12 protein-coding genes are annotated in these 12,243 nt (G+C 60.7%); 3 read left to right on the top strand and 9 right to left on the bottom strand.

Annotated features, from left to right (window positions below):
- Positions 1–60: 60 nt before the first annotated feature.
- From BV106_RS32500 to BV106_RS32520, 5 genes are all read right to left on the bottom strand, one after another.
- On the bottom strand, positions 61–1,065 hold the full coding sequence (locus BV106_RS32500; RefSeq protein ID WP_038172052.1) for an OmpA family protein: 1,005 nt from the start codon (positions 1,063–1,065) through the stop codon (positions 61–63).
- A gap of 57 nt (positions 1,066–1,122) precedes the next feature.
- Entirely contained in the window at positions 1,123–2,070 is a 948-nt protein-coding gene (locus BV106_RS36615; RefSeq protein ID WP_051946745.1) for a hypothetical protein, read from the bottom strand.
- A 243-nt stretch (positions 2,071–2,313) separates the two neighbouring features.
- A complete protein-coding gene (locus tag BV106_RS32510) occupies positions 2,314–3,012 on the bottom strand; it encodes a response regulator transcription factor (protein ID WP_038172056.1) in 699 nt (232 codons plus the stop codon).
- Between the two features lie 30 nt (positions 3,013–3,042).
- The gene (locus BV106_RS32515) at positions 3,043–4,428 is read right to left on the bottom strand and encodes an ATP-binding protein (protein WP_265596313.1); all 1,386 of its coding nucleotides are present in this window, start codon (positions 4,426–4,428) and stop codon (positions 3,043–3,045) included.
- Positions 4,429–4,433: 5 nt separating this feature from the next.
- The gene (locus BV106_RS32520) at positions 4,434–5,456 is read right to left on the bottom strand and encodes an ABC transporter substrate-binding protein (protein WP_038171887.1); all 1,023 of its coding nucleotides are present in this window, start codon (positions 5,454–5,456) and stop codon (positions 4,434–4,436) included.
- Between the two features lie 188 nt (positions 5,457–5,644).
- On the opposite strand from BV106_RS32520, the gene BV106_RS32525 reads away from it, so the two are divergent.
- The 3 genes from BV106_RS32525 (at position 5,645) to lpxA (ending at position 8,310) form a co-directional block, all read left to right on the top strand.
- The gene (locus BV106_RS32525) at positions 5,645–6,100 is read left to right on the top strand and encodes a hypothetical protein (RefSeq protein WP_038171888.1); all 456 of its coding nucleotides are present in this window, start codon (positions 5,645–5,647) and stop codon (positions 6,098–6,100) included.
- Between the two features lie 63 nt (positions 6,101–6,163).
- The gene (locus tag BV106_RS32530) at positions 6,164–7,477 is read left to right on the top strand and encodes a bifunctional UDP-3-O-[3-hydroxymyristoyl] N-acetylglucosamine deacetylase/3-hydroxyacyl-ACP dehydratase (protein ID WP_038171889.1); all 1,314 of its coding nucleotides are present in this window, start codon (positions 6,164–6,166) and stop codon (positions 7,475–7,477) included.
- Positions 7,478–7,521: 44 nt separating this feature from the next.
- Complete coding sequence (gene lpxA / locus BV106_RS32535) at positions 7,522–8,310, top strand: acyl-ACP--UDP-N-acetylglucosamine O-acyltransferase (RefSeq protein ID WP_038171890.1); 789 nt, start codon at positions 7,522–7,524, stop codon at positions 8,308–8,310.
- 37 nt (positions 8,311–8,347) lie between these two features.
- On the opposite strand, the gene BV106_RS32540 is transcribed toward lpxA, so the two are convergent.
- The 4 genes from BV106_RS32540 to BV106_RS32555 all read right to left on the bottom strand — a co-directional run bounded on the left by BV106_RS32540 (position 8,348) and on the right by BV106_RS32555 (position 11,985).
- Positions 8,348–8,929: an HNH endonuclease gene (locus BV106_RS32540; RefSeq protein WP_038171891.1), complete on the bottom strand. Its 582-nt coding sequence runs from the start codon at positions 8,927–8,929 to the stop codon at positions 8,348–8,350.
- 153 nt (positions 8,930–9,082) lie between these two features.
- Complete coding sequence (locus tag BV106_RS32545) at positions 9,083–9,721, bottom strand: hypothetical protein (RefSeq protein ID WP_265596314.1); 639 nt, start codon at positions 9,719–9,721, stop codon at positions 9,083–9,085.
- A 48-nt stretch (positions 9,722–9,769) separates the two neighbouring features.
- Positions 9,770–10,855, bottom strand: coding sequence for a PilT/PilU family type 4a pilus ATPase (locus BV106_RS32550; RefSeq protein ID WP_038171893.1), 1,086 nt, complete (start codon positions 10,853–10,855; stop codon positions 9,770–9,772).
- A gap of 68 nt (positions 10,856–10,923) precedes the next feature.
- Positions 10,924–11,985, bottom strand: a complete 1,062-nt coding sequence (locus BV106_RS32555) for an ATPase, T2SS/T4P/T4SS family (protein ID WP_051946749.1) — start codon at positions 11,983–11,985, stop codon at positions 10,924–10,926.
- Positions 11,986–12,243: the final 258 nt, after the last annotated feature.

Raw genomic sequence — 12,243 nt, forward strand, 5'->3', positions numbered from 1 at the left:
GCAGTGTCGCCAGAAGCGGCCTGCGGGCAACGAGAGAGTGCAAGGGACCACTCCCCTCACTCACATCTTCACCAGCTCCACCCGGCGATTCTGGGCCCGCCCTTCCTCGGTGGAGTTGGTCGCCGCTGGCGCGGCATAGCTCACGCCGAAGGAGAACAACCGCTCCCCGGTGATGCCATACCTGGCCTTCAGTTCCTGCACCACCGCCGCCGCGCGACGCTCGGAGAGACTGCGATTGGGCTCGAAACCGCCCACGGTATCGGTATGCCCCACCACCAGCACCTTGAGGGTCGGATCCTGGGTCATCAGCTTGGCCACTTCATCCAGGGCGGGTTTGCTCTCGGGTTTCACCTCGGTGCGGTTTGTATCGAAGAACACGCCATGCAGCGTCACCCGGCCCTTCACGTTGAGCCCGCTGGACAATTCTGCGGCAGTCTGGGTCACCATCCGCTGCTCGCGAGGCCGGGCATCCACCACGTCCACCTGCACAATGGTCTGGCCTTTTTTGACCTCCACCTTGGGAGTGTAGCCGTCATAGTACTGGGTCACGAACACCGCGACCGCCACCTCTCCCTCAGGCCGGATCTGACGCGCTGCCAGATAGTGAGCGGCCTGGGAACTGTATTCAAACAACTGTCCGCCCACGCCACCATAGCGCTGGCCAAACTCGTAGCCGGTGTCAGGAGCCTTGGCCGACCAGAGAATCTCAAATCCCTGGGCCTTGAGCTCCTCCGTGTAGTTCTCAAAAACCTCCAGCGCAGAGCGGCCCATCGGCACCACGTACGACATGCGGGAGACCTGCCCACGGAGCACCGTCTCTTTCTCGATTTTTTTCCCGTCGCTCACCGCCGCATTCAGAGCCTTGCCCAGCGCAATGGGATACTCGGCAAACGCCTGCTGGGAATAGACTGCGATCTCCGCGCCATCGTAGCGTTTGATCAGCGGGTGATCCGCAGAACCTTCGACGTCTGCCGCATGGGTCATGACCAGCGGCAGGGAGCAAATGGAACCAAGGGCAAATGCCGCAATCATGCGGCCACAACGGATGGCAAAGGTGGGACTCATGCTGTCTGCATGTGCCCGCATCCCCTGCCGTGACGGAGCAAACCCAATATCTTTTATTCAATCCAATTCCAGATTTTTTCCAGCAACACGCCTCTGCCCCTGCCGCCTCCGAAGCCGCGGAACCGCCGTTGCCTGTTCAAAGTCATCCGCCTCCCGGAGTCCACCGATCATCTTTCCATCCATGTGGGCCTGCATGGCATAAACGGAGCGGCGAAAGATGTAAGCCTGGTTTGCCCCTCCTCGTGGCATGGAGTGCAGTGCAGATTCCCCCATCAAGAGCTTGCGAAGCCTTAGTGCCGGATGATCCAGAGCCAATCCCGCGCCCGTGCGGATGGCAGACATGAACTCCAGGCACTTTTCTGCATCGATCTCATAGTAGAGCACGGCGGCGGCCAGGAATGAGGCCTGAGAGATGCCCTTGACGCTCTTCTCCCCCATGAAGTCGGTGATGGCAATGATGGCCACTTTATGCGTTTCCAGCGCCTGCTTCACCACACTGTCTGGCGGAGTGCTGCCGCTGTTGCTGGACACGGTACGACGCGCCAGGCAGGTGGAAATCTCCACCCACTTCCGATTGCGCACCTGCCCGGAGAGATAGAGTGCGTCAAAGAGGCTGCGCCGGCGCTGACGGTCCACTTTTTCCTGCGCCGCCACAGGCAGCCCCGTCGTGATGACCATGGGCACCGTGAGTCCGGATTTGACGATGGCCGACAAACGGTGCTGTCCATCCACCAAAGTGCCCTCTGCATCGAACCCCACCGCGGCGGGCGTCAGCCTCCATTCATCATTCAATATTTCCTCGACATACTTTTCTACCACCTGGTCGGAGAGTTTCCGGTTGCGCACATTGCGCGCCAGCATCGCCTTGGCCTTCTCAGGGCTCAAATACACGGCCACCGACTTCACGCCGGGGACCTGTTCCAGTTCAGAGAGCTCAATCCGGGGATATTTCCCGTTGAGATGAAAGCCCCCATCTACGGAGGATGCCGGGAGTGCGAATTGCATGGGAACTAGGAAAAACAGGTGGTGAATGCCCCTGCATCATCCATCACAGCCTCTGTTGTCGCCATTGGTCGTGCGGTTTACCGTCTCAACAGGGATCACGGAAAATGCCCTAAAGATCCTGCTTACCAGGATCTGGACCCACAAATGAGGCGGAAGGCTATTTCCTCGATGCCACGCTTGAATCCAGCGAAGAAAGAATTGTCACCTTCAATTCATGACACCAGAGGCACAGCATTGAGCGCCCTACTCCGCGGCCCCGTGCTTCCGGGCTTCTGCCCAGCGGATGGCATAGCGTGTCACGGCCGCCCCGTCCTCCAGATTCAGCTTGTTCTTGATGTTCATGCGGTGCACGTCCACCGTCTTCGGGCTGATCCGCATGGACTCTGCCACCTGGTGGGTGCTCTTGCCCTCGCCAAGATGTTGAAATACTTCGAATTCCCGGTCGCTCAGGCTGTGCAGACCACTTTCCGGCCGCGGTTGCACGCCAGAAGAGAACGCCATCAGGACCCGGTCAGCCATCTTGTGGCTGACCGCCACACCTCCTTGCGCAATTCGGACCAACGCACTCTCGAACACATCGTGCGGCGCGTTTTTCATGATGTAACCCTTCGCTCCCGCTTTCAGGGCCCGCTCTGCATAGAGATCCTCCTCGTGCATGGAGACCACCAGCACATTCATCTGGTTGTGCGTGGCATGCAGGTCTTTGATCAACTCCAATCCGCTCCGGTCGGGGAGCGTGATGTCAACAATCAACACATTCGGTTCATCCTGTGAGATCTTCTCCACCGCCTCGGCCGCCGTGCCCGCCACCCAGGCACATTCAAATCCTGAAAGACTCTCTACAAAAATCTTCATACCTTCCTGCATGAAGGTATGATCTTCCACAATGCCGACACGGCAGGTTGGATCGCTCTTCCGGCGGCTAAAATCGGCAGATTGCATGGTCATCCACCTTTATTAGCGGTTCCGGAATTAATGATCAAGCCTTGGTGCCACCGGCACCACACACACGACCACCGTTCCACCGCCCGGTTCATCGCGTTCAAGGAACAACAATCTGCCGCTCAGCGCCCGGACCCGCTGGTTTACCAGTTGCAGCCCCATTCCGGTCATCGGCCCTGAATCCATTTCAAAGCGTCTGCCGTCACTCTCCACCTTCAACTCCAAAAACCTGTCGCGAAATGCCAGGCTGATGTTGATGAAGGAAGCTCTGGCGTGCTTCGCAGCATTAGTGGCAAGCTCTTGGGCAATACGGAACAAGTGCACCTGCGTGGGATCGGGCAATTCCAGCACCCTCGGGTCGGTGTCATGATGCATGGGCACCCCGAAAGCTTTGGTCAGGTGACCTGTCATATCTCTCAGCGCCGCGTTCAACCCATCACGATCCAGCGTGGCCGGTGCCAGCCCACGGGCGTACCCACGCGCGATATCCGCAGCATCCGAAAGCTGCTCTGCCACTTGCTTGGCCAGCACGCTGTGTGGCGAATTTTCCCTCGCCAGGGACACTCCCAGCACCCCTGCTTTGAGCTGCGCGGCAGCAATTCTCTGGCAGATGTCATCATGCAGATCCATGCCCAGTCGCCAGCGCTCCTGCTCCGCGGCCTCCAGCAGTTGTTTCTCCGTACTCCGGAGCTGCCCCACGGTGTCGGCGAACGCCTGCCCCACCGCACCGATTTCATCTGCGCCCGTCGCTGGGACGCCAGGGCTGCGACCTGATGCCACCTGCTTCGCATAGGTCAGAATCCGGGCAATACGCCGGGTGATCAGGGCATCCAGCATCATCCAGAGCACGAGGGATCCCCCCAGCAGCCCCAGACTCTGTGAAATGGACTCGTGCCTCGCCAACCGGGTGGCCTCTTTCTTCGGCCCCACCAGATCATAGGACAACACCACCACAAAGGGGGTCGTGGTGCTACGCTCGAAAAATGGAAACACCGCCCAGAGCTGCTCACCGTCAGGGAAGATGGCCACCTGGCCGTTCAGCTCTTTGCGGATGCCCGCCAGCCGTGGCACGATGGCCTCCAGTGGAGTCTCCTTCAGCGACACCCCACGCCACTGGATCTGGCTCGCATGCCGCACGACATCATCGCCATCACAGATCACCGCCAGAGCCAGGTGCGGGGAAAGCGCCACATAGCTCAACTCCAGGTCTGCCGCCTGCACCAGCCCCTTGCGCAACAGATGCTGGGCTATATGTGACAACCGCGTGCCTTCCCGGTAGGCGTTGTCCCATAATTCTTTCCGCGAACGCTCCCGGAGCTGCTGCTCATTACGCAGATAACCCACCACGATGAGGGCCATGCCAAAGCAGGCCACCGCGGCCGGCACGAGAAGATGCAGGGTCATCAATCGTTTCATCGAACTTACTCTTTCAGGCATTCCGCCGTCATCCAGTCTTCTGCTTTTGGCGAAGCGGCCAGCAGTTTCTGCCGCACCATCTTCTTCGCCACACTGTCTGCCAGCAGTCCCAATGGTGGCACCTCGCCCTCAAGCAGGCGAAGGTTCTCAGCGGAATCCGGCATGTCCATGTTGGACATCACCACCTTGAAGTCGTCATCCGAGAGCCCCAGTCGGCGCTTCACCACTGTCAGGGCCTTCGCCTCCCCACCGGCCAGGAGAGACTGTCTCGCCTTGAAATGCGCCGCCACCAGCCGCTCAATGTCGTCGGGTCGTTCGCTCAACACCTCCTCCCGGACTACCAGCACGCGACACACCTCCCGGTTCATTCGTCGGCTGCTAAAGAGTTCCACCGCTCCCTTCGCCTTCAGCCTTGTCGTCCAGGGCTCGCCGGTCACCACCGTGTCCAGCTCACCCGCCAGGTAAGCAGTCTCCATCTCCGCCAGATTCATCGCCACGGTCTCCAGGGAGCCCTCAGACATTCCGGCTTCCTCCAGTGCGGTGCTCAAGACAAAGGAGCCAACGGAGTTCATCTCAACTCCTGTCCGCTTCCCCTTCAACTCCGGCAGGGTCGCGACTCCCGGACGCGTCAGCAGGGCGTCCCCCCCCTTCGAGAAACCGACCACCATCACCACCCTGACATCGTTCCTGCTCTCCAGCAGCCGCAAGACCTCATCCAGGGAAACGACAGCGGCATCCACCACCCGGTTCGCGAAAGCCACCTTAGTGGCAGAGGACCACGACATTTCGACCAGCTGCACCTCCTCCCGGGGCAGGAGTCCTGTTTCCCTGGCATAAATGAGTGTCTCCGAGCCCGGCCAGACTCCAATGGCCACCTTCAGCGGTCGAACCTCATCAGGAGGGTGCCACGTAAGGGTGCCATAGAGCAAGAATGCCGACGCCGCCAGCAACCCGCCCACTCCCCAGATCCAAACCGGTAGGGGGCTCTCCCCTGCTTTGCCGGAAGTCTTCTGCTTCTTCTCCTTCATCGACACACCCCTTCCCATGCCCGGTGCCAGCACTCCCGGGTGCCTTCTGGATGTTCTCGATGGTGGTCGAACGCGTTCTTCACCCCTTCAGTCAATCGGAAGCCATCGCCATGGAAAACCCCTTTTCTTGCTGATGGGCAAAATTTGGACTTTAGTGGGGCTCCTACCCGTCGCCTGTCGCGCCTGCCATGAAGCTCCTTTCCACCGGTGTCCCGGCTCTCCTCCTGGCCCTTGCCAGCTGTACCCGCATGCCGCCTCCCGCTCCGGGCAGCGGCATGTATTCCGGGCCGGGCGAGGCGGCCTACCGCGGAGGTTACCACCACGGCTTCCAGGACGGCCGCCGTGGGCGGGACAGCGACTACGAACGCTACTACTACGAGTACAACACCCGCACGGAAAAGCCCTTTGAGAAGGGCTACGACCTCGGGTTTGAGGCGGGAGAGGACCAGGCCGAAGCCAGGGAGGTGGACCGCGACGCCGCCCAAAACCAGGGCTACGACGCCGGGCGGACTGACGCCGAAAACGGCCAGCCCCCCAGCCACCAGCGCCACCGACAGGCCTACACGCTGGACACCGAGACCACCTTTGCCAAGGCCTACGAAAAAGGCTACCGCGAAGGGCGTGCCGCCGCGCGCGGAGAATGACCGGGAAGTGAAGTGCTCTCAAGGCTTGACCTCTCCGCATGGCGCGGCTAACTCCCGCGTTCCATGTCAGACCGCCAACACACGATCGCCAAAGCCGCCTCCCTGGAAGGGACCTCCCTGCATACCGGGGAAAAGGTCACCCTGACGCTGCAACCTGCTCCGGCAGACTTTGGGATCAAGTTCCGTCGCGTAGACTTGGAGGACCGCCCGTTCATCCCAGCCTCGGTGGAAAAAGTGCAGAAGGTGGAGCGCGCCACCACCATCGCAGAAGGCGGCGTGAACGTCCACACGGTGGAGCACGTCATCAGCGCACTCGTCGGCATGGGTGTGGACAATTGCATCGTGGAGATGGATGCCAATGAGCCCCCCATCGCAGACGGCAGTTCCCTTCCGTTCGTCGAGCTCATCAAGAAAGCCGGACTCCAGCAGCAGGATGAGCCCCGCCGCGTTTTCGAAGTGCGTGAGCCCCTGCACCTTGAGTCCCGGGATGGCAGCCTGCTGACCATCGTGCCGGACAAGAAATTCCGTATTTCCTGCACCCACGTGGGCCCAGAGGGACGCACCACCCAGTTCTACTCCACGGAGATCAACCCGACGACCTACGAGAAGGAGATCGCCCCGGCCCGCACCTTTGTGTTCTACGAGGACATCGCCCCCCTCATGGAGAAAGGCCTCATCAAGGGCGGCACACTGGAAAGCGCCGTCGTCATCCGTGGCGACACCGCCCTGAGCAAGCATCCCCTGCGGTTCAAGGAAGAATTCGTCCGTCACAAGATCCTCGACATCGTCGGCGATCTGGCCCTCTTCGGCCGCCGCATCAAGGGCCACGTCATCGCCGTGCGCCCCGGTCACGGCCCCAATACCGAGATGGCCCGCGAGCTGCTGCGCACCTACAATGAGATGCGCGCCATGGTGCCGGTGCCGATCCAGATCCCCTCAGGCGAAGCCGTCCTCAACATCAACGAGGTGATGAAGATTCTTCCTCACCGCTACCCGTTCCTCATGGTGGACCGCATCGTGGGCTTCGAAGGCGAAAGCAAGTGCACGGGCGTCAAGAACGTCACCATCAACGAGCCGTTCTTCCAGGGCCACTTCCCCGGGCATCCCATCATGCCCGGCGTGCTTCAGCTGGAAGCCATGGCCCAGGTGGCCTCCATCCAGCTCCTCCGCTCTCCGGAAAACCAGGGCAAGATCGGTTACTTCATGAGCGCCGACAATGTGAAGTGGCGTCGCCCCGTCCTCCCAGGAGACATCCTCTTCATCGAGACGGAGCTGCTCAAGGTCAAACGCTCCATCGGCACGGCCAGAGGACGCTGCATCGTCAATGGACAGGTGGTGAGTGAAGCCGACCTCATGTTCGCTTTGATGGACCGTTGATGCCCTGATCCGATCCGATTCGATTCGATCCGACTTGCTGCCACATGCCTGAGTCACAGATTCATCCCACCGCCGTCATTGCCCCTTCCGCCCGGTTGGGCGCAGGAGTGGTCGTAGGTCCCTACTGCATCATCGGCCCGGACGTTGAGCTCGGCGACGGCTGCTGGCTGCAAAATCACGTCACCCTCTGCGGCCCCAGCCGCATCGGTGCGAGGAACAAGTTCTACGCCTACACTTCCATCGGGCAGCAGACGCAGGACCTCAAGTATGCTGGTGAGCCCACCTGGCTGGAGGTCGGAGACGACAACGTCTTCCGCGAGTTCTGCACGGTGAATCGCGGCACCCTGCCCCACACGAAGACCACGGTGGGCAGTCACAACAACTTCCTCGCGTACTGCCACATCGCCCACGATTGCGTGGTCGGCAGCCACGTCATTTTTTCCAACAACGGCACGCTGGCGGGTCATGTCACCGTGGAGGATCACGTCATTCTGGGCGGCCTCACCGCCGTGCACCAGTTCTGCCGACTCGGCCAGCACGCCATCACCGGCGGTTGCTCGAAAATCGTGCAGGACGTCGTGCCTTTCACGATCGTGGACGGCAACCCCGCCCGCGCCCGTGGCGTCAATATGGTTGGCCTCCAGCGGCACGGACGGAGCGAGACCCAAATTCGCAATCTCCGTCAGGCGTACAAGACCCTCTACCGCAGCAAGCTCAACATCAGTCAGGCACTGGAACAGCTTCGGCAGGACACGACCGACCCAGATCTGGAGCATTTTGTGACTTTCGTCGCCAGCAGCCAGCGCGGCATCGTCGGGGCGGGCAAGGAATAACGACTGTCAGGCGGGTTTTTCCCCCAGCCCGCTCTCATTACTCCAGGAACATCTCCCAATCCGGAACGCCATGGACGTTCCGGATGAAATAAGTGGAAGGCATCTCCCGCGGCGTGCCCGGCTTGCGCTGGAGCTTCAGCCCCACCTCCTCAGGAGTCCGGTCGGCCTTGCGGCTGTTGATCCTTTTATCCGCCAGCACGCAGTTGTCCCAACTCGTCTTCCCACCGCGCGACCGCGGCATGATGTGGTCGATATTCCCCTCATCCCGGGTGAGTTTCCTCCCCGTGTACTGACAGACACCCCCGTCCCGATCCCAGATCCCCCTGCTGCTCAGCTTGGGCCGTCGCTTGGGCACCTTGTCATATCGGGCCAGCACCAGCACGGTGGGGATGCGGACCGGTCCATGCACGGTCAGCACCGCATTGTCACTGTCCCGCACCGGTAGGAGCAGCCATTCAGGCCACTTGGTGGGGCTCATGTTGTCCCCCGGAGCGATGTCCAAAGCCGTAGCTGTCCCAGCGGCCATCATGCAAAAAGCATCAGCCGGCGTTTTGATGTCGATCGCCTGCCAGTTGCGGTTAAGCACCAGCACCGTCGTCTTATGGAGGACATCGCCCATGGCTGGGACTACTTGGTGCTAGAGACACGGCAATTAGTCAACCTGTTTGATCTGAGTAAAGCTTCACACAAGAATCACACTCGCGAAGCTCACCGGGAATGCCCCCCACGGAGGCAGTAATTCCCACATCCATCAAAAAAACCAAAGCGCACCCTAATCCCCAGAGCGGGAAGCAAGGTAGATGGATTCGAGAGTCGCCTTGGGCAGAGCTCCGGCGCGCTCAAATTTGCGCGCGGCATCTGTCATTTCTTTGGTGAGGCGATCCGTCTGCGCGTCCCGCACACAAGAGGGCAGCAGCACGAGATTGATCAGATGATTGGAGAGTTCCGGTGCGTGGACGGGCGGGATCACCACCCCCACCGCAACGGGCTCACCCTGCCACCCAACCAGAGCGATCAGAGCAGCCTGCCCCTGCTCCAGCCGGACCATGTTCATCGGATCATCAAAGACTTTCAGTTTCCGCGCCGTCTCGTAGTTGGCGATGAGGGCGTCCTGAATCAGGCCCCGCTTATCGCCAGTGATGCTGAGCTTTTCGCAGGCAGCGCCCACCATCGCTTGCAGATCACGCCCTTCCATCTCCGCCTTCCGCATGAAATGCAAGATCTTGAAGAAGGCCCCCTCATCCGGGGAGCCCGGACTGGCGATGACTATCCGCCCATTCGCCTGGGCGTCGAGCACCTTGGAGCATTGCAAGGCCCACCCATCCTCAATCTTTTGGGCACGATCCCGCTGGAGCAGAATCCAGCCGGAATACATACCGACGGCAACGATGATGATGGAAAGCAATCTCATGGCTCTGCTGCGATCTTAAGGCGTTTCCTGAGGTGGAGCAAGCAGCCATCAACGACGCATCGCCTGCTGTCGTTGATGATTGGCCTGATGCATCATGTTCTTGTCGCGACAACGCACCAGGGCGTCGTCTAGCGAGATGAATCCGTGACGGAGCAAGTGGCTGAGGCTGTCGTCAATCGTGTGCATGCCGTCATTGCCCCCGATCTGGATGAGGCCCGGAAGTTGCGCGAAACGACGGCTGCGAATGCACGCGGAGATCCCGTGGTTGTTTGTCATGACTTCCGTAGCCAACACCCGGCCGGGTTGATCCAGACGGGTGATGAGATGCTGACAGACCACCCCGATCAGGCTGTGAGCCAGCTGGGAGCTCACATAGTCCTGAATTTCCTCCGGAAAGGCATCCAGAATTCGCGCCACCGTGGTGCTGGCATCCGTGGTGTGCAGCGTGCCAATGACGAGGTGCCCTGTCTCCGCCGCCGTGATGGCAATCCGGATGCTCTCCAGGTCGCGCATCTCCCCAATGACGATCACGTCCGCGTCAGCACGGAGGGCACTGCGCAGTGCATGGACGAAGCTTTGTGTATCCGCCCCCACCTGTCTCTGGCGCACCACCCCGCGGTGATGCTTGAAGACGTACTCCACGGGATCCTCAATGGAGACGATGTTCCCCCCACGCTCCCGCGCGACCTTTTGGATCATGCTCGCGAGAGTGGTCGTCTTCCCTGAGCCACTCGTCCCTGCGATGAGGATGAGCCCGTGCTCCCGGTCAGTCATTCTCTCCACATTGGGCCCGTGGCCGAGGTCCGCCAGATCAGGAATGTGTTCTGGGACATGCCGGAAAGACGCTTCCAGATGACTGGTGACGTAGTACGCCGTCCCGCGGAAGCGCCCCAGATTCTCCACCTCGATGGCAAAGTCCAGCTCCCACTCCTGCTCAAGGCGGGAGCGCTGGGATTCCTTCAGACCGCCCAGGATGATCTCGCGGCAGGTTTCGGAATCCAACACTTCGTCAGTCAGAGGCTGTAGAATGCCGTTCAATCTCATCATCGGAGGAGATTCCGCACTGAGATGCAGGTCCGAGCCGCCATACTGGCAGACGAGGTTGAGGTAGTCGATGAGATCGTGCTGAGCCATGAGGAAGAGATTGAGGAGGTAAATTGAGAAGTCCGGCTGGCTGCCCTATCGGCAGACGCTGGGAGCCGTCAGCCACGGATACCGCGGGCCGCCCGGCGGAACTCGGTCTCACTGCCCAGCGCTTCCACCGCCGTGGCCTCGTTGATGAGGCCGGAGTCAAAGGCCGCCATCGTGCTGTGGACGAAGGCCCTTGTCGATGCATCAGAGCCTTTGCGTAGGAAATCCTGGATGTGGGCGGAGTCTCGCTGGGAGATCCAATCCCTCACCGCCCCCACGTTTTCAATGTGCTCCACGAGGAGGTGCAGCCCCCCATCCGTTCTCGGAACCAGCTTCTGGCAGAGCACCCCTACCAACTGGCTGGAAAGCATGTGCGTGCCCACCCCAGCTTGATCCTTGGGGAAGAGATTCAAAAAGCGCTCCATCGTATCACTCACCCTCTCAGAGTGCAGTGTCGCCAGCACGAGGTGCCCTGTCTCAGACGCCTGCAAAGCCGTCAGAGCAGTGTCGAAGTCGCGAATTTCCCCCACAAAAATCGCATCCGGCGCCTGGCGCATGGCTCCGCGCAACCCCTGGGCGAAAGAGCCGGTGTCCCGACCCACTTCCCGCTGGGTAAAGTGGCTCATGTCATTGGTGAAGACGTACTCCACCGGGTCCTCGATCGTGACCACGTGTCTGGCCAGGCTCTGATTCACCCACTGCAGCAGGGAGGCGATCGTGGTGGACTTCCCTGTTCCCGTCGGCCCTGTCACCAGCACCAGGCCAAAGTTCCTAGAGGCCCACCTTGTGAGCAAATCCATGGGCACACCGAGAGTCTCCAGGGAAGGGATCTGCGTCTTGATCCGCCGCAACACCGCCCCCAGGCGGCCCATGGTGCGGTGCAGGTTCACGCGGAAGCGCACATGATTCTGGGAGATCAGGCCTGAATCACGGTCCATGTCGGTGGCGGGATCCGCGCCACAGGCCTGCCAGAGCGCCAGAATCTGCGGCAAGCTCAGCGGCTCGTCCCCATACACCATCAGCTGTTCATTGATCTTGAATCGCGGCAGTTCCCCCTCCTGAAGGAACAGGTCGCTGACCTGGTGCTGTTCCGCGGCCTCGAGAAGGGAGTCAATGCTCAGAGTAGATGACATGAAGGACGGCGTTTTATCACAGGGTCAGACAGGCTGGCAACGGCATTTGTGGAACGACTCTGACCTCTAGTTGCCAGACACTCCTCCACAAACCCCCGGACGGACCTGAAGTTGCAGGTTTTGCCGGGAACGGCGGGAACGAAATACGCCAGGCGCCCCACCCTGGACCAGGCCAGCCCTTCCCGCCCACGCCGCCCCGCCATCCCGGGCCGCCGGCCTGAGCTCAATGAAACAACCAAGCCCGACGGCTGGAGGGCA

It is taken from the genome of Verrucomicrobium sp. BvORR106, from assembly GCF_000739655.1.
Lineage (GTDB): Bacteria > Verrucomicrobiota > Verrucomicrobiia > Verrucomicrobiales > Verrucomicrobiaceae > Verrucomicrobium.